General features: G+C 71.6%; 17 protein-coding genes. 11 read left to right on the forward strand and 6 right to left on the reverse strand.

Annotated features, from left to right (window positions below; all coding sequences use genetic code 11):
* Position 1: 1 nt before the first annotated feature.
* The 4 genes from KZI27_RS01580 to KZI27_RS01595 all read left to right on the forward strand — a co-directional run bounded on the left by KZI27_RS01580 (position 2) and on the right by KZI27_RS01595 (position 4,740).
* Positions 2-763, forward strand: coding sequence for an SDR family NAD(P)-dependent oxidoreductase (locus KZI27_RS01580; RefSeq protein ID WP_222659035.1), 762 nt, complete (start codon positions 2-4; stop codon positions 761-763).
* A 121-nt stretch (positions 764-884) separates the two neighbouring features.
* Complete coding sequence (locus tag KZI27_RS01585) at positions 885-2,276, forward strand: MFS transporter (RefSeq protein ID WP_222659036.1); 1,392 nt, start codon at positions 885-887, stop codon at positions 2,274-2,276.
* Positions 2,273-3,979 (forward strand): dihydroxyacetone kinase family protein, encoded by a 1,707-nt coding sequence (locus tag KZI27_RS01590; protein ID WP_222659037.1) that lies wholly within the window; start codon positions 2,273-2,275, stop codon positions 3,977-3,979. Before KZI27_RS01585 ends, KZI27_RS01590 begins: the two co-directional genes overlap by 4 nt.
* Positions 3,976-4,740 (forward strand): triose-phosphate isomerase family protein, encoded by a 765-nt coding sequence (locus KZI27_RS01595; RefSeq protein ID WP_222659038.1) that lies wholly within the window; start codon positions 3,976-3,978, stop codon positions 4,738-4,740. The genes KZI27_RS01590 and KZI27_RS01595 overlap by 4 nt, the downstream gene beginning before the upstream one ends.
* Here the strand turns inward: KZI27_RS01595 and KZI27_RS01600 are convergent.
* Positions 4,737-5,411, reverse strand: coding sequence for a response regulator (locus tag KZI27_RS01600; RefSeq protein WP_123292887.1), 675 nt, complete (start codon positions 5,409-5,411; stop codon positions 4,737-4,739). The two genes, KZI27_RS01595 and KZI27_RS01600, sit on opposite strands and share 4 nt — an antisense overlap.
* Complete coding sequence (locus KZI27_RS01605; RefSeq protein WP_222659039.1) at positions 5,408-6,619, reverse strand: sensor histidine kinase; 1,212 nt, start codon at positions 6,617-6,619, stop codon at positions 5,408-5,410. The genes KZI27_RS01600 and KZI27_RS01605 overlap by 4 nt, the downstream gene beginning before the upstream one ends.
* A 278-nt stretch (positions 6,620-6,897) precedes the next feature.
* Here KZI27_RS01605 and KZI27_RS01610 point away from each other — a divergent pair, with 278 nt between their 5' ends.
* A complete protein-coding gene (locus tag KZI27_RS01610) occupies positions 6,898-8,061 on the forward strand; it encodes an epoxide hydrolase family protein (protein ID WP_222659040.1) in 1,164 nt (387 codons plus the stop codon).
* Here KZI27_RS01610 and KZI27_RS01615 read toward each other — a convergent pair.
* The 4 genes from KZI27_RS01615 to KZI27_RS01630 form a co-directional block, all read right to left on the reverse strand.
* On the reverse strand, positions 8,036-8,491 hold the full coding sequence (locus tag KZI27_RS01615; protein WP_222659041.1) for a hypothetical protein: 456 nt from the start codon (positions 8,489-8,491) through the stop codon (positions 8,036-8,038). The two genes, KZI27_RS01610 and KZI27_RS01615, sit on opposite strands and share 26 nt — an antisense overlap.
* Before the next feature lie 165 nt (positions 8,492-8,656).
* Positions 8,657-9,343 carry an SDR family NAD(P)-dependent oxidoreductase gene (locus KZI27_RS01620; protein WP_222659042.1) on the reverse strand — a complete coding sequence of 229 codons (687 nt, stop codon included), beginning with the start codon at positions 9,341-9,343 and terminating at the stop codon, positions 8,657-8,659.
* A gap of 43 nt (positions 9,344-9,386) precedes the next feature.
* Positions 9,387-10,037, reverse strand: coding sequence for a helix-turn-helix domain-containing protein (locus KZI27_RS01625; protein ID WP_260232959.1), 651 nt, complete (start codon positions 10,035-10,037; stop codon positions 9,387-9,389).
* Positions 10,034-11,551, reverse strand: a complete 1,518-nt coding sequence (locus tag KZI27_RS01630) for an APC family permease (RefSeq protein ID WP_222659043.1) — start codon at positions 11,549-11,551, stop codon at positions 10,034-10,036. Before KZI27_RS01630 ends, KZI27_RS01625 begins: the two co-directional genes overlap by 4 nt.
* 208 nt (positions 11,552-11,759) lie before the next feature.
* Here KZI27_RS01630 and KZI27_RS01635 point away from each other — a divergent pair, with 208 nt between their 5' ends.
* The 6 genes from KZI27_RS01635 (at position 11,760) to KZI27_RS01660 (ending at position 17,563) form a co-directional block, all read left to right on the forward strand.
* A complete protein-coding gene (locus tag KZI27_RS01635; protein ID WP_222659044.1) occupies positions 11,760-13,253 on the forward strand; it encodes an APC family permease in 1,494 nt (497 codons plus the stop codon).
* An 80-nt stretch (positions 13,254-13,333) separates the two neighbouring features.
* Positions 13,334-15,367: a primary-amine oxidase gene (locus KZI27_RS01640; RefSeq protein ID WP_222659045.1), complete on the forward strand. Its 2,034-nt coding sequence runs from the start codon at positions 13,334-13,336 to the stop codon at positions 15,365-15,367.
* A gap of 1 nt (position 15,368) precedes the next feature.
* The gene (locus tag KZI27_RS01645) at positions 15,369-15,968 is read left to right on the forward strand and encodes a hypothetical protein (protein WP_222659046.1); all 600 of its coding nucleotides are present in this window, start codon (positions 15,369-15,371) and stop codon (positions 15,966-15,968) included.
* Between the two features lie 171 nt (positions 15,969-16,139).
* The gene (locus tag KZI27_RS01650) at positions 16,140-16,322 is read left to right on the forward strand and encodes a hypothetical protein (RefSeq protein WP_222659047.1); all 183 of its coding nucleotides are present in this window, start codon (positions 16,140-16,142) and stop codon (positions 16,320-16,322) included.
* Positions 16,323-16,340: 18 nt separating this feature from the next.
* Positions 16,341-16,877 carry a MarR family winged helix-turn-helix transcriptional regulator gene (locus KZI27_RS01655; RefSeq protein WP_123311164.1) on the forward strand — a complete coding sequence of 179 codons (537 nt, stop codon included), beginning with the start codon at positions 16,341-16,343 and terminating at the stop codon, positions 16,875-16,877.
* A 71-nt stretch (positions 16,878-16,948) separates the two neighbouring features.
* Complete coding sequence (locus tag KZI27_RS01660; protein ID WP_222659048.1) at positions 16,949-17,563, forward strand: TetR/AcrR family transcriptional regulator; 615 nt, start codon at positions 16,949-16,951, stop codon at positions 17,561-17,563.
* The last annotated feature ends 59 nt before the right edge of the window (positions 17,564-17,622 follow it).

Below are 17,622 nucleotides of genomic sequence, written 5' to 3' on the forward strand. Positions count from 1 at the left end.
GATGCGCAACGAACAGCGAACTGTGGTCCTCACCGGAGCGGCATCACCGCGCGGCATCGGTCGCGCCACCGCCCACCACCTGGCCGAGGCCGGCTGGGACATCGGCATCATCGACCTCGACCAGACCGCGAGCGAACAGGTCGCCACCGAGATCCGCGAGCAGCACGGCGTCCGCGCGGTCGGCGTCGGCGCGAACGTCGCCGACGAGACCGCGGTCCGGGCAGCGTTCGACACGATCGAGGCCGAACTCGAACCCATCGTCGCCCTCGTCAACCTGGCCGGCGTCTCGTCCGCGCACGCCTACCTCGACCTGCCCGAGGGGGAGTGGCACCGCGTGCTGTCGATCAACCTCGACGGTGTGCACTTCGCCAGCCTCCGGGCGGCGGAGTCGATGGTGCGGTCCGGCCACGGGCGCATCGTGAACCTGTCGTCGGTCTCCGCCCAGCGCGGCGGCGGCACCTTCAGCAAGACCCCGTACACGGTGGCGAAGGCCGGCGTGATCGGCCTGACCCGTGGCCTGGCGCGCGAACTCGGCCCGCGCGGCGTCACGGTCAACGCCATCGCCCCCGGTCCGATCGACACCGACATCATGGGCGGCACCCTGACCGAGGAGCGCAAGACCGAGATGGCCGCCGATGGCGTGCTGCCGCGCATCGGCACGCCGCGGGACATCGCCGCGGCGATCGCCTACCTGATCAGCGAGGACGCCGGCTTCGTCACGGGCCAGACGCTCAACGTCGACGGCGGCCTGTACATGCACTAGGGCCAGCCGCCCACGGAACGCGCGCCGACCGCGCGACGCGATCCGTGCCTCCCGTCCGGACGACCGAACCGACCGCCGGACGCCACGAACGACCGCACCGTGCTCGCAAAGGAGCGAACCCGTGTCACTTCCCCCTGCCCCCGCGCTCGGGTCGACCAACGACCCCGGCCTCAAGTCCGCCATCGGCAAGGCGACCAAGCACCTCATGCCGATGCTCGTCATCCTGTACTTCGTCGCGTTCCTCGACCGCACGAACGTCGGGTTCGCCGAAGAGGCCCTGAGCGTCGACCGCGGCATCTCCGACGCGGCGTTCGCCCTCGGCGCCGGCATCTTCTTCATCGGCTACGCGATCTTCGAGATCCCGTCGAACCTGCTGCTCAAGCGGTTCGGCGCCCGGTTCTGGCTCGCCCGCATCGCGGTCACGTGGGGCATCGTCGCCGCGCTGTTCGCCTTCACGACGAACGACACGATGTTCATCGTCCTGCGGTTCATCCTCGGTGTGACCGAGGCGGGGCTGTTCCCGGGCGTGATCATGTACCTGTCCGAGTGGTTCCCGAACAAGGTGCGCGTGCGCATGTTCGCGATCTTCTACCTGGCGCAGCCGTTCTCGCAGATGATCGGCGCCCCGTTGTCCGGCGGACTGCTGAGCTTCGGTGACCAGGCGACCCCGTTCCACGGCTGGCAGGTCATGTTCTTCGGCGAGGGGATCCTCGCGGTGCTCGCCGGCATCGCGGCCCTGGTGTTCCTGACGAACAGTCCGCAGCAGGCGAAGTGGCTCGAACCGGGCGAGAAGGCGTCGCTCACCGCCGCCATGGAACGCGAGGACACCGCCCGAAGCGCGGACGGTCCGACGGGCATCTGGAAGGCCATGGCGAGCGGCCGGGTCTGGTACTTCACGATCATCTACTTCTGCCTGCAGGTCGCCGTGTACGGCACGACGTTCTACCTGCCGCAGCAGGTGTCCTCGCTGCTCGGGCAGGACGTCGGGTGGCAGGTCGGGCTCGTGACCGCGATCCCGTGGCTCGTCGGCCTCGTCGCCTGCTACCTGGTCGGGTCGAAGGCGGACTCCGTCGGTCGCCGCCGACGCTGGGGGACCATGTTCTACGTCACGACCGGCCTCTCGATCCTCGGCTCGGCCTGGGCCGGTGCGAACGGGCAACCGATCTTGGGCATCGTGTTCATCACGCTGGCGGTCGCGAGCTTCCTGGCCGTCGGTCCGATCACCTGGGCGTACCCGACCGCGTTCCTCACCGGGGCGGCGGCCGCGGCGGGCATCGGCCTGATCAACTCGCTCGGCAACCTGGGCGGGTTCGTCGCCCCGATCATGCGCACGGCGATCAACGAGGTGGTGCCGACCGACAGCGGTGCGTTCGGGATCGTCTCGCTCGGGGTCCTGGCGTTCGTCGCGGCGGTGATGATCTTCTGCACGAAGTTCTTCCGGGGGTCGAAGGCGGATGACCTCCTCGACACCTCGCATGTCCGCACCACGACGTCGAAGGAGACGAACGCGTGACCAGACTGTTCAACGACCCGGCGGACTTCGCCGACGAGGCGACCGACGGCTTCGTCGCCGCGAACGAGCGGTGGGTACGGAAGGTGCACGGCGGCGTCGCCCGCGCCACCACCAGCCCCGACGGCACCGTCGGGGTCGTGATCGGTGGCGGCTCGGGCCACTACCCCGCGTTCGGCGGACTCGTCGGGCCGGGCCTGGCAGCCGGTGCCGCGATGGGCAACCTGTTCGCCAGTCCCAGCGCCCAGCAGGTGGCCGGTGTCGCCAGGGCCGCCGAGCACGGCGGCGGGGTGCTGCTGAGCTACGGCAACTACGCCGGTGACGTCCTGAACTTCGACGCCGCGGCCCGAGCGCTCGAGGCCGACGGCATCCCGGTCCGCACCGTCCGCGTCACCGACGACGTGGTGAGTGCGCCCGCGGACCGCGCGCAGGAACGCCGCGGCATCGCGGGTGACCTCTGCGTCTTCAAGGTCGCCGGTGCCGCCGCCGAGCAGGGCCGCAGCCTCGACGAGGTCACGGCCGTCGCCGAGCGCGCCAACGAGCGCACGCGGTCGTTCGGCGTCGCGTTCTCCGGGTGCTTTCTGCCCGGTGCCGACGAACCCCTGTTCACGGTGCCCGAGGGCCGGATGGCCATCGGCATGGGCATCCACGGCGAACGGGGGATCGACGAGACGGACGTGCCCACCGCGGACGGCCTGGCCGAGCTGCTGGTGTCCCGTCTGCTCGGAGAACTGCCCGACGGCGTGACACTCAAGGGCCAGCGCGTCGTCCCGATCCTGAACGGGCTGGGCAGCGTCAAGTACGAGGAGCTCTTCGTCGTCTACCGCTCGGTGCAGCAGCGGTTGGCCGACGCCGGGGTCGTCATCGTGGAGCCCGAGGTCGGCGAACTCGTCACGAGCTTCGACATGGCCGGCGTCTCGCTCACCCTGTTCTGGCTCGACGACGAGCTCGAGGAACTGTGGGCAGCACCCGCGGACACCCCCGCCTACCGCAAGGGTGGCGCCGTCCCGCAGGAACGCGTCGACCCCTCCACCGTCGAAGCGGACGCCGAGGCGGTCGCCATCGGCGCAGCGAGCGACGACTCGCGAGCGGTGGGCGAGCAGGTCGCAGCCGGCTTCGCCGCCGTCCGCGCGCTCCTCGACGAGCACGCCGACGAACTCGGACGCATCGACGCCGTCGCGGGCGACGGCGACCACGGTATCGGCATGCAGCGGGGGTCGCACGCCGCAGCGGCTGCGGCTGCGGACGCAGTAACCGGCGGCGCCGGTGTCGGTACCGTCCTGCGGATCGCCGCAGACGCCTGGTCCGACAAGGCGGGTGGAACGTCCGGTGCGATCTGGGGGGCCGCCCTGGAGGCACTGGGTCGCGTCCTCGGGGACGACGAGCGCCCGTCAGCCGCCTCGGTCCAGAGCGCGGTGCACGCCGCCACCGAGGCCGTCCTCGCGTTCGGCGCGACCGTCGGCGACAAGACCATGGTGGACGCGCTCGTACCGTTCGACGAGGTGCTGCGCACCCGGATCGACGCGGGAGCGTCGCTCGGAGAGGCCTGGACGGACGCCGTCAGCGCCGCCCGCGAGGCCGCCGACGCCACCGCCTCGCTCGTGCCGAAGATGGGCAGGGCCCGCACCCACGCCGAGCAGGCCGTCGGCACCCCGGATCCCGGCGCGGTGTCGTTCGCCCTGATCGTGGAGACCGTCGCACCGTGATCACCATCGGGGTGTCGCTGAAGACGTACTTCTCGCACGCCCGGACCCTGGAGTGGGCCGGAGCCGTCGCCGAGATCGCCCGGCGGCACCCCGCGACGCGGTCGGGAGCGGCGACGCTGTTCGTGGCGCCGACGTTCCCGGCGCTCGTACCCGTGCGCGATGTGCTCTCCGGGTCGGGAGTGCTCCTCGCCGCGCAGGACCTGTCGTGGGCCGACGAGGGAGCGTTCACCGGCGAGGTCTCCGGCACCGAACTGCGGGAGATCGGGGTCGACCTGGTCGAGATCGGGCACGCGGAGCGACGCTCCCTGTTCCACGAGGACGACGCGACCGTCACCGCGAAGGTGCACGCGGCCTTCCGCAACCACCTGCGTCCGCTCCTCTGCGTCGGGGAGACGACCCCGTCCTCCCGATCGGGTGCAGCGGAAGCCGTGGCGGAGGTGACCGCGCAGCTCGACCGCGGTGTCTCGACTGCCATCGCTGACGGACTCGCCGGGGCGCTGACCGTCGCCTACGAACCGGTGTGGGCCATCGGCGCTCCCGCGCCGGCGCCGGACGACCACATCGTCGCGGTGCTCGCGGGGATCGAGCAGCACCTCGCCACGCGGCCCGAGCTGCGCGGGAGCACCGTCCTGTACGGGGGCAGCGCCGGGCCCGGTCTGCTCACCCGGGGTGCCGGACGGATCAGCGGCCTGTTCCTCGGTCGGTTCGCGCACGACCCGGCTGCGGTCGAGGCGATCCTCGACGAGGTCGCAGCGGGCTAGGACCCGTCACGGGTGCCCGCCAGCCCGTGGTCGTGCGCGTAGACCACGAGCTGCACGCGGTCCCGCAGCGAGAGCTTGCCGAGGATGCTCGAGATCTGGGTCTTCACGGTCGACTCGGTGACGTACTCCTTCGTCGCGATCTCGGCGTTCGAGAGCCCGCGCGACGCCCAGCCGAACACCACCCGCTCCCGCTCGGTCAGCGCCTGGAACTCGGACGGCTGCGGAGCCGGTGCCCTGGCGACGTCGGCCCCGAACAACTGCGCGAGGTCGTTCGGCGCGATGACGGAGCTGCCCTCGTGCACCGCCCGGACCGCAGCGAACAGGAACGTCGGAGTGGCGTCCTTGAGCAGGAAGCCGCTCGCGCCGAGCCGGATCGCGGTCGCGGCGGCGGGGTCGAGGCCGAACGTGGTGAGCACCACGACGCGGGGGAGCGGCCCCTCGACGGCGCCGGAGAACAGCTGACGAACGGTCTCGACGCCGTCCATGCCGGCCATCCGCATGTCGAGCAGCATCACGTCGGGTCGGAGCTCCCGGATGCGGTCGAGGGCCTCGGCGCCGTCGGAGGCCTCGCCCACCACGTGCATGTCGTCCTGGGCGTCGAGCACCACGCGCAGACCGGCGCGGAACAGCGCCTGGTCGTCGGTGAGCAGGATCCTGATCGGTTCGGTCATCGGACGGGTCCCCCTTGGACGTCGAACGGGATGCGGGCGCGTGCGGCGAACACGTCGTCCAGCGCGGCGGCGTCGAACGACCCGCCGAGTGCGGTGAGGCGGGTGTGCATGCCGTCGATCCCCCGGCCGGAGCCACCGGTGGTGCCGTCACCCACGACGTTCTCGACCTCGAGCACGACGTCGGCGCTCCGCCAGGTCTCTCGGACCACGACGGGCAGCCCCGGTGCGCCGTGCCGGAGTGCGTTGGTCAGCATCTCCTGCAGCACGCGTCGGGCCGCCGTGCCGGTGTCCGGCCGGAGCGGGACCGGGACGCCACGCACCGTGCGGTCGACGTCGACACCGGCCTCGCGGATGCCCTGCACGATCTCCTCGAGCGAGCCGGGGTCGGTCGTCTCCCCGGAGCCGTCGATGTGCCCGAGGACCTGCCGGACCTCGACCAGCGAGCTGCGGGCGGTGCTGGCGATGGTGGCACTGACCTCGCGGATGCGGGTCTCGTCGGCCAGGAACGGCACCGAGTCGGCCTGGGCGATGATCACCGCGAGCGAGTGGCCGACGACGTCGTGCACGTCGCGGGCGATGTCCGCGCGGATGCGCTCGGACTCCGCGACGTCGATGGCGCGGGTGGCGGTGGCCTCGGCCTCGGTGGCGACGGCCTCGGCGCGCGACGCGGCAGCCTCGGCATCGGCGCGGCGGACGGATTCGCGGTCGCGCGACCGGAAGGCCCGGACGGCGACCCCGCCCGCCCACACCCCGAGGAGCGCGGCGACCGGTGCGGCCATCGCGAGGAACGCCTGGTCGCGGGGGCCGTTGAGCAGCACCAGGTACCGGAAGCCGGTGACGGCGAGGTAGAACGTCGCGCCGATGCCCGCGACGAGCGCGAGCACTCCGGAGAGGATGACCTCGGTCCGGGTGCCGACCACGGCCGCGGTGCCGATGACGACGAAGATGGCGAGGTCGACGAGTGACGGGCGCTCGCCGCCGCCCACCTGGATGATCCCGAGGACGACCACCATCAGCATCGCCGCCGACGGGGAGACCCGACGCAGGGCGATCGCGCCGGCGGCGGCGACCACCGCGAAGAAGCTCGCGTGCTCGAGCTCGACCTCGATCGGCAGCAGGAAGACGAACGCCGCCAGGACCGCCCACGCCACGTCGACGACGATCGAACGGGTGGCGAGCGGCCGGATGAACGTGCGCCGGTCCGTCACGGCTCGATCATCGCATGCCGCCCGCGTCGGGCGGCGTGCGCCGACGTCACGCGCCCGGGGTCATGGCGGCGAGGGCGATGACGGTGGTGGCGACGATCGCGGCACAGAGCAGCAGCGTGGCGATGGTGTGTTTCGTCGAGGACTCCATGTCACCAGACTCGCGGTCAGGAGTCCCCGGGGGCATCGGGCGCAGGGGCGAAGCGCTTCGTCCCTGCGGGTGAAGCTCCGCCGGGACCTCCACGCGATCGGTGTCGGTGCATGGCCGTAGCGTTCGGCGCATGCGCCCGTTCCGCCTGCAGGTGTCCGCTGACGACCTCGACGATCTCCACCGGCGCCTCCGAGACGCCCGCATGCCCGACCCGGTCGGCGGGGCCGCGTCTGAGAGTGCACTGTCGCTGGATCGGCTCGGGGGACTCCGCGATCACTGGAGGAACGGGTTCGATTGGCGACGGATCGAAGCCGAACTCGCGGCGGTCGACCAGTACGAGGTCGACGTCGACGGGCAACGGCTGCACTTCGCCTACCTGCGCGCCAGCGGTTCGGCGACGGTGCGGACACCCGTCATCGCCGTCCACGGCTGGCCGTACTCCTTCGTGGAGATGCTGCCCCTTGCTCATGACCTCGCCAGCCGCACCGTCGACCTCGGGAACGGGCGCACCATGGGCTTCGACGTCGTGGTGCCGTCGCTGCCCGGATTCGGGCCGTCGACGCCGCTCGCCGATCGGCCGTTCACCGGGCCGGTCGTCGCTCAGCTGTTCCACGGGCTCATGACGGACGTGCTCGGCCACCCTCGGTACGTCACCTACGGTGAAGACGTCGGTTCGACCACGAGCGACTGGTTGGCTGCGCTGTTCCCGGAATCGACCATCGGTTTGTTCGCGACGCACGCCGCGTTCCCGCCGCCGTCCCGAGCGCAGGACCTGACCGATGCAGAGTCTTCCTGGCTCCGGCGGCACGATGCAGCGTGGGCGCGCGGCCTGGGGTACGCCCGCGTCCAGGCCACGCGCCCCGAGATCCTCGCCGCCGCGTTGAACGACTCGCCGCTCGGTCTCGCGGCCTGGATCATCGAGAAGCTGCTGGCCTGGTCCGGTGCAGGGACGTGGTGGACCGACGACGAATTCCTCCGCACGGTCTCGTTGTACTGGTTCACGAGGAGCGTCGGAGCGTCGTTCCGTCCGTACCTCGACTTCCCGCAACAGCCGGAGTTGCCGGCCATCGACGTCCCGGTCGCCGTGGCGGTCCAGACCGGAGAGCGCGGCCTGCCGCGGTCGTACGTTGCGCGGACGTACCGAGACATCCGCAGCTGGCGCGACCTCGATCACGGTGCGCACTTCACCGCTTGGCAGGTGCCGGGCACCGTTGCAGAAGCGATCGCGGCATTCGCAGCCGACGTCGCGGGCAACGAGCACGATCACGTCAGCGTGGACGCCTCGGCGTGGTGAGGAATGCGATCCACGACAGGACGGCACTCGTGAGCAGCCCGAGGTGGATCAGTGTGTGCTGGACGTCGGGGACGACAGGATGGTCCGAGACGGGCGGCAGGAGGCGCAGGTTCCCCGAGTACTCGGCTTCGTAGGTCTCGGGCGTCACCTCGCCCGAGGCAGCACCGGAGAAGTAGGGCACCCACCAGTTGTTCAGTGCGGCGACGGTGACCGAGGAAAACCACACGGCTGCGGCGAGTTTCGGCCATCTCGAGCGACGCGCCACGCAGGAGGCCATGACGATGCCGGCTGCACCGTGGATCACGGTCGACGGAAGCCTGTCGTGCGGCGCGGAGTGGTCGATGTTGCGGTTCAGCGGCGTCGGCAGCCAATCCATGAGGACCATGAAGGTCGTCGTCGTCGCGATCGCCACCACGGCGGCCGTCGTCACGGACGTCGCGCTCGCTCCGCCGCGGGTTCGTCGACCGATCCCCATCCGTTCTTCCCCTCTGCACGCCACGCGCTGCGGCCGATCCCTCGTCAGCCGGGGCAACTGTAACGCGACCCGGCCGAGGCCGACGATGCGCCAGCACGGCACAGCGACCCCGATCCGGGATCAGACGACGACGGACCCCCGCTGGCGGTGCGCGATCGAGACGGACTCGCCGGACACCGCGATCAGCGGCGACGACAGGAAGGCGATGAGGTCGGCGATCTGCTGCGGGGTCGAGTCGCCGGGGCCTCCTTGGCGGACCTCGGCGGACGGGGTGTCCGTCACCGTGCCGGGGTTGACGACGTTCACCGTGACCCCGGTCCCCGCCACGTCGTCGGCCAGGTTCTTCGCGATGACGCTCACCGCCGTGTTCCGGAGCGACGCCGTGATGTTGCCGGAGAAGTAGGCGTTCTGCCCGCTCACGACGACCACGCGGCCGAACCCGGCCTCGCGCTGCGCGGGGAGCACGGCGTTCGCGACCCGGAGGAACCCGAGGGCCTTGCCGTCGATCGCGTCGAGGACCTGCGCGGGGTCGGACTTCCGGGCCGGGTCGAGGGTGCTCGCACTCGGTGCTGCGGTCACGACGAGCACGTCGATGCGCCCGTGCCGCTCGAGGACGGCGGCGATGCCCGCGTCCACCGAGTCCTGCGAGGCGGTGTCGATCGACACGCTGCCGTCGGAGTCCTCCGCGCTGCGGGACGCGACGACGACGGTCGCTCCCTCGGCCCGGAGGCGGTCGGCGACTGCGGCACCGATGTACCCCTTGCCTCCGACGACGAGTGCGACACGGTTCTTGAGTTCGAGGTCCACGCGCCCACGCTATGCCGGGCCCGCGCCGCTGTCCGCGAGCCGGTCACCCGAGCAGCGGTTCGAGCCGCGTCACCGCCCGGCGCAGGTGCACGAGCGCGTCGCCCGGCGACGACACCCGGGCCGCCGGCGCCGACAGGGTCAGCCCGGCCACGAGTTCTCCGCGTTCCCCGCGGACGGGGAGCGCCAGGCACCCGAACCCCGCCGTGAACGCGCCGACCTGGTGCACCGGGCCGAGGCCGCCCTCGGCGTGCAGCCGCCCCATCGCGCTCGACCCGGGTGTCGCCCGCAGTGCGGCCTCGTCGAGCAGGGGGAAGTCCGGGTCCACGTCGATGTCGCGCACGCCGGCGACGTCGTAGCGCGCCAGGTGCACGCCGGCCCGGACGGCGGATCGGACGTCGGCGAGCACCGACCGCACGGCACGGGGGAGCGGTGCGAGTGCCGGAGCCGCCGACACCCCGGCCAGGTCGGCGACCTTGTGGCCGAGGGCGAAGCCGCGCAGGTCGGGGAGTCGGACGAGGTACTCGTCCTCGACGAGCAGCGTGATGAGCCGGTAGGTGGTGGCCCGCGGCATCCCGAGGGCCTCCGAGATCTGCTGGGCGGTGACGCCCGGTCCCGCGTGCGCGGCGGCCTCCAGCACCGCGAGGGCGTTCTGGATCGCCTTCGGCTGCCGTGCGCGGAGTCCGGGTTCGCTCACCGCACCCCCGCCTGGTGGTCGGTTCCGGCGGACGGACGGGAGGCCCCCAGCAGGTCCGCCTCGACCGGCACGTCGTACACGGCGCGGCTCCGACCCCGTCGCCAGGGTCGTCGACGTGTGGCCACCAGGAACGCGACCACCACCGCGGCGACCGACCCGACGGCGATGGCGACGGCCGGCCAGCGGGGCGACGCTGCCTCGACTCCGAGGTAGGTGAGCAGGACGGCGGTGAGCAGGACCCCGGTCGTGACGGCGACGACCGCGACCCCCGCCGTCAACTCGCCGATGCGCCGCAGGAACACCGGTGCCGCGAAGCACGTCAGGGCGTAGGCGGCGATGTACCCGAGGGCGGCGACGACGAGCTCGGCCTCCATCAGGGTCCAGGTCGGGATGCCACTCGCCAGCCCCAGGACCGGCAGGACCGTGAGCACGCCGCAGGCGACCGCGCCGGCGAAGAACGGCGTCCGGAAGCGCGGGGACGCCCGGCCGAGCACGCGGGGGAGCACACCCTCGCGGCCCATCGCGAACAGGACCCGCACGAGCGCCGTCGTCGAGGCGATCGCGCACGCCGCGAACGACGCCGCGATCCCGATGTCGAGCGCCCACCCGATCCACTGCATGCCGAAGGCGTTCGCCAGTTCGTTGACGGGCGAGGCGCTCGACGCGAGGTCGGCTCCCATGGCCGCGAACCCCATCTGCTGGGCCGCAGCGCTGACGACGTAGAGCGCCCCGGCGACCAGGACGGTCCACGAGATCGCGCGGGGGATCGCCTGGAACGGGCGCCGGGCCTCCACGCCGAGCACGGACGCGCTCTCGAACCCGACGAACGCGGTCACGGCGAGGGCGGTACCGACCGCGAACGACGCGGGCTGCGTCGGCCCGAGGGCGACGGCGGAGGCGTCGACCGGGTGCAGGCGCGCGACGAGCGCGACGATCAGGACCACGATGACCGCCACCGACAGCGACTCGACGAGCAGCGTCAGCCGGGTCGACAACCGGACCCCGAGCGCGATCACCGCGAAGACGGCGGCGCCCATCACCAGCACGACGACGATCGTGACCAGGGCGTCGTCGCCGGCGGCCGGGACGAAGCGGGACAGCAGGTAGTCGAGGTAGTACCCGCTGCCGGTGAGCGAGAACATCGCGATGAAGCCGTAGCCGAGCAGCAGGGCGGCGCCCGCGACGACCCCGGCGACCGGGCCGAGCCCGAGCGAGACGTAGGTGTAGAGCGAGCCGGTGCCGGCGACGCGTCGGACGAACTGGTTCACCGTGCGCCCGACCAGGAACGACAGCGCCATCGCGGCCAGGAGCGACCACGTGGCACCCTGCCCCGCGACCGTCGCGACGAGGACCGGGATGGTGGTCGCGGCGGCGGACGGTGCCACGGCGGACACCGACTGCGCGAGGACGTCGACCGGGCCGATGCTCCGCCGGGACAACCCGTCGACGGGGGAGCGCGTGCCGATGCCGGGCACCCGTGGCGGGTCGGCGATGGCTCGGTCGAGCGCGGTCATGCGGCAACCGTAGGGCTGTGCCGTTGCGCCCGTGTCTCCGTGGTGTTTCGGCGGTGTCTCGTGCAAATGAGACGTCCCCGGCGAGCACGTCCCATTCGGCGGCGACAGGGCTTCACGCCGGTGGAACGGCACCGCAACGGCGGCACGGGACCGTGGTCTCACCCAGCACCACCACCTGCGTCCCACCCACCCGAACCGGAAGGCCACGATGTCCAGCATCACGAAGGACCCCGCGTCACTCGGAGCCGCACCCGCGCCGCAGCGGACCATGCGCGGCTCGCTCGGCGTCACCGCGATCGTGTTCATGGTCGTCGCGGCCGCCGCCCCGCTCACCGTCGTCGGCGGCGCCGCCCCGCTCGGCATGCTGCTCGGCAACGGCGTCGGGTTCCCGTCGCTCTACGCCGCGTCGGCCGTCGTGCTGCTGCTCTTCTCGGTGGGTCTGGCCGCGATGACCCGGCACGTGCCGCGGCCCGGCGCGTTCTTCACCTTCGTGGGGCACGGGCTCGGTCGTCCGGCCGGAGCGGGCGCCGCGGCCCTGGCGCTGCTGACGTACACGACCATCCAGGTCAGCGTGCACGGCTACATCGGGTACCTGCTCGGCGTCACCGTCACGGGCCTGGGCGGACCGGACATCCCCTGGTACGTCTGGTCCCTGGTCGTCGTGGCCCTGGTCGGGATGCTCGGCTACCGGCACATCGACCTGTCGAGCAAGGTGCTCGGCGTGATGCTCGTCGGCGAGGTCGGCATCGTGCTCGTCCTGGTCGCGGCGATCGTGTTCCGCGGCGGGGCCGACGGCCTGTCCCTCGCACCGTTCGAGCCGACGCAGATCATGTCCGGCTCGCCGGGCGTCGGGCTGATGTTCGCCATCGCGGCGTTCATCGGGTTCGAGGCCACCGCGATCTTCCGCGACGAGGCGAAGGACCCGGAGCGGACCATCCCGCGTGCGACGTACACGGCCGTGATCGGCATCGGCGTCTTCTACACGCTCGCGTCGTGGGGGCTCGTGATGGCCTGGGGCCCGGACGGCATCCTCGCCGAGGTCGCGAAGGACCCGGGCTCGCTCATCCTCACCACCGCGGCGCAGTACATCGGCAGCGCGGGGGAGGCCGTGCTCAACGTGCTCCTGCTGACGAGCATGTTCGCCTGCGTCCTGTCGTTCCACAACGTCATCACCCGCTACCAGCACTCGATGGCGAACGCGTCGCTGCTGCCCGGCCGGCTCGGCGACGTGCACCGGAAGCACGCGTCCCCGCACACCTCGAGCCTGGTGCAGACCGTCACCGCCGCCGTCCTCATGGTCCTGTTCGCGGTGCTCGGCCTCGACCCGGTGCTGCAGGTGTTCAGCTGGTTCGCCGGCGTCGCCACCCTCGGCGTCGCGATCCTGATGGCCGCGACGAGCCTCGCCGTGATCGTGTACTTCCGCCGCAACCCGGGCGACCGGCGGGTGTGGAACACCGTGGTCGCACCGGTCCTCGGGTTCCTCGGCCTCGTCGCCGCCGCCGTCCTGATCTGGGTGAACTTCCCGACCCTGGTGGGTGACGTCGATGCATCGGGCGCGAGCGTCTTCGGCGTCGTGAGCATCGTGCTCACCGGCCTGGTCGTGGTCGTCCCCGTCATCGGCGTGGTGCAGGCGGTCGTGCTGCGACGCCGCAGCCGGAGCCGCTACGAGCAGATGCTCGACCGTCTCGCCACCGAGAGCTGACCCGCCGGGCGCACCGCGCGCCTCCCGGCCGAACCGACCAGACCCCACGCACGACGCAACGCGCAAGGAGCACCACGCACATGACGATCACCGACCCGACCACCGCGACCACCGACGCAGCCACCACCACGCACCCGCTCGGCAGCCTGACCCCCGAGGAGTTCACCGCCGTCCGCGACCTCGTCACGGCGCAGCCGGACTGGACCGACACCACCCGCTTCGCGTACGTCGGCCTCGAGGAACCGCACAAGCAGGAGGTCCTGGCGTGGCAGGCCGGCGACGGCCCCCTGCCGGACCGGACGGCACGCGTGATGCTGCTCGACATGGCGACCGGCCGATCCACGGACCGCGTCGTGTCGATCACCACCGGCACGGTGCTGCGGACCGACGTGCTCGACGGATCCCGCGGTCAGTTGCCCGTCCTGATCGAGGAGTTCGACGCCGTCGGCGAGATCGCCGGCGCGGACGAGCGCTGGGTCGCCGCCCTGGCGAAGCGCGGCCTGTCCGTCGACGAGGTCAAGTGCGTGCCGCTCTCGGCTGGCTACTACGACTACCCGGAGGAGCAGGGGTGGCGCATCCTGCGCGTGCTCGCGTTCCAGCAGGACCACCCGGCCGACCACGTGTGGGCGCACCCCGTCGACGGTCTGTCGGCGTACGTCGACGCCGCGAACCGGGCCGTCACGCGGATCGTGGACGTGGCGGAGATGCCCGTACCGACGACCTCGGGCAACTTCGACGACCCCGCGGTGCAGGGCGAACCGCTCGACCTCAAGCCGATCGTCATCACCCAGCCCGAGGGGCCGTCGTTCCGCGTCGACGGCGAGTTCGTCGAGTGGGCGAACTGGCGGTTCCAGGTCGGCTTCGACGCCCGCGAGGGACTGGTGCTCCGCCAGCTGTCGTGGCAGGACGGCGAGCGGCTGCGCCCGATCGTGTACCGGGCGTCGATCGACGAGATGCTCGTGCCGTACGGCGACCCGTCTCCGGTGCGGTTCTGGCAGAACTACTTCGACACCGGCGAGTACCTGTTCGGTCGGTTCACGAACTCGCTGGAGCTCGGCTGCGACTGCGTCGGTGAGATCCAGTACTTCGACGCCGTCCTGGCCGACGAGCTCGGCAACCCGCAGACCATCCGCAACGGCATCTGCATGCACGAGGAGGACTTCGGCACGCTCTGGAAGCACGGCGACATCTACACCGGTTCGCAGGAGGTCCGTCGATCCCGTCGCCTGGTGATCTCGTTCTTCACCACCGTCGGCAACTACGACTACGGCTTCTACTGGTACCTGTACCTGGACGGCACGATCGAGTGCGAGGCGAAGCTCACCGGCGTGCTGTTCACGAGCTCGTACCCGGGGCGCTCCGCCGACGGCGACGACTACCCGTACGCCTCCGAGGTCGCCCCCGGCCTCGGTGCCCCGTACCACCAGCACCTGTTCTCGGCGCGACTCGACATGATGGTCGACGGACTGTCGAACGCCGTGGACGAGGTCGACGCGGTCCGGGTGCCGGTCGGACCGGGCAACGAGCACGGCAACGCGTTCACGAAGTCGGTGACCCGCATCGCATCGGAGTCGACGTCCGGCCGTCTCGCCGATGCCTCCAAGGCCCGCACGTGGTTCGTCTCGAACACCGAGGAGCGCAACCACCTCGACCGCCCCACCGGCTACGTGCTGTACCCGCAGGACGCCCCGGTGCTGCTCGCCGACGACTCGTCCTCGGTCGCGGCCCGTGCCGAGTTCGCCCGCAAGCACCTGTACGTCACGCAGTACGACCCGGCGGAGCGCTTCGCGGCCGGTGACTTCGTGCACCAGAACCCCGGCGGCGACGGCGTGGCCCGGTACGTCGAGGGGGACCGATCGCTCGACGGCGAGGACATCGTGCTCTGGCACACCTTCGGCCCGACGCACTTCCCGCGACCCGAGGACTGGCCCGTCATGCCGGTCGACTACGCCAAGTTCACGCTCAAGCCGTACGGCTTCTTCCCGCGGAACCCGGCCCTCAACGTGCCGGCGGCCATCGGGGCCACCGCGGCGTCGCACTGTTCGCACCACGCGTCCGGTGGCGTCGAGGCAGCGCACGACGCCGTCGCGCACGACCACGGGCACGGACACTGACGTGACCGACCTGCTCGGGCTCGCCGCGATCGTGCCGGCGTCCGCCGGAGCCTGCTGCACGGTCGGGGCGTGGCGCCCCGGCCGTGCGGTCGACGTGGTGGCAGCGGTCGTGATGGTGGCCGCGATGGTGGACGGGGCCTTCGCGCCCCGAGTCCTGCCCGGCGTGCTCTGGTTCGTGGTGCTCGCGCTGCTCGCCGTGGTGGTCGCCATGGTGCACCGCGTGCAGAGCGCGTCCGGTGCGTCGGGTGCGTCCGGTTCGGACGGGAGGCCCGGGTCGGCTCCGGTGGTCCGCGTCGCGACGGCGCACGGTCGGTTCGGGCGGTTGCACGCCGCGCTCGGGCTGCTGGTGATGGGCGCGCTGGGGGTCGGCATGGCGCACGACCCCGGCATGCCCGGCATGACGGGTGTCGGCATGCACGGACACGGTGGCGCCGTCGCCGTGACGTGGCAGGTCGTCCTCGGCGGCCTGACCACCGGCTACCTGCTGCTCACCGCCCACATGGTGCGGGACGGCATCCGGCGTCGCGCTCGGGCTCTCCCCGTCGTCGAGACGCTCGCCATGGGGATCGCGGTCGCGGTCATGGCCACGGCGATGGTCTGACGCTGTCGGCTGTCGGCTGTCGGCTGTCGACTGCTGGCTTCGCTCGCGACGTGAACGGTTCGGCGCGCGAAACGTACATTCCCCGAATCGTTCGTTGCGGAGAACGTTCACGTTGTGAAACAGTTCTCACGTCCGCAGGGGACGAACGGCCGCAGAAGGGCGGGATCAGACATGCACAGCACGTACTCCGGGATGCCTCGGGCGGCACGGATCGGCGGCAGCCACACCCGCATCGGTCTGACCGACCCCGCCGTCATCGACGCCTACGTCGAGCGCCGCATCGAGGACCCGTCGCTGCTCGCCGCGCGCGCCGAGCCGGCGTACGCCGACTTCTTCACCGTCCCCGCCGCGTAGCAAGGAGCGCATGATCGCATGCCGTTGACCGTCGTCCGTCGAGAACACGTCCACCTCTACGCCCGCGAGCCCCGGTCCGAGGCCGCGAAGACCGCCGTCGACGCACTGCTGCGCCTCCAGCACGCCGAGGAGCAGCAGGTCGAGTCGGCGCGCATCGAGAGCGGCCTGAGCAAGAACGAGTCACTGGCGATCCGGTACATGCTGCAGGCGCACCGGGACGGCCGGACCATGGGGCCGAAGGACCTCGCCGTCATGCTGACGGTGTCGAACGCCTCGGTCACGAAACTCGTCGACTCGCTCGTCGACAAGGGACTCCTCGTCCGCACCGCCCACCCGACCGATCGACGAGCGCAGGTCCTCGAGCCCACCGACCTCGCCGCCGAGAAGATCGACGCCTCGTACGCCCGCTTCCACGAAGCCGTGGTCGAGGTCCTCGACAACCTGTCCGACGCGGACAACGCCGTCCTCGCGGAGTCGCTGACGAAGATCAGCGACGCCCTCGCCGAGGGGCTGCCCGTGCCGGTGGACGAGTACACGGTCGACGACCGGGGCTGACGCGGTGCGGCCTGGCCACGGGCCTCCAGTCCGGGGGTGGCGCTAAAACCTTCCAGCGGTAAGTTGGGTGCATGACGCACCCCGCCGACGACGACGCGGCCCCGCCGCGACGCGGCGGGTACCGCAAGGGTGCCGAGCGCCGGACCCAGATCCTCGACGAGATGATCCGGATGGTCGCCGAACAGGGCGTCGACGCATCGTCACTGCGGTCCGTGGCCGAGGCCCTCGGGATCACCCACGCCGCGCTGCGCCACTACTTCCCGAGCCGCGACGAACTGCTGCTCGCCGTCTACCGCGAGCACGAGGTGCGCGAGCAGGGTGCGCCCGACCGGTTGAAGTCGGCGATCGGGGACATGCGCGACAGTGCCTCGCGCAACCGCGCGGTGCCGGGGCTCGTGCAGCTGTACACGACGCTCGCGGCCGACGCCGTGCAGGAGGGGCACCCCGCGACCCGTGACTTCATGCGGGAACGGTTCACGCGGCTCCGGGCTGACCTGGCCGCGCTGATCGAGGCGGACCAGGTGGCGGGGCGGATCCGCGCCGACCTGGACCCGGTCGACCTCGCGAGCTTGAGCATCGCGGCGTCCGACGGGCTGCAGGTGCAGTGGCTGCTCGACCCCGAGGCCGTCGACGGTGAGAAGGTGCTGCGGTTGCTCGAGCAGATCGTGCCCGCGCCGCCGGAGTGAGGCCGGTGCTTCGTGCGCGCGCTTCGTGAGCGCGCTTCGTGAGCAGAAATGGTCGGGTC

The organism is Curtobacterium sp. TC1, from assembly GCF_019844075.1.
GTDB lineage: Bacteria > Actinomycetota > Actinomycetes > Actinomycetales > Microbacteriaceae > Curtobacterium.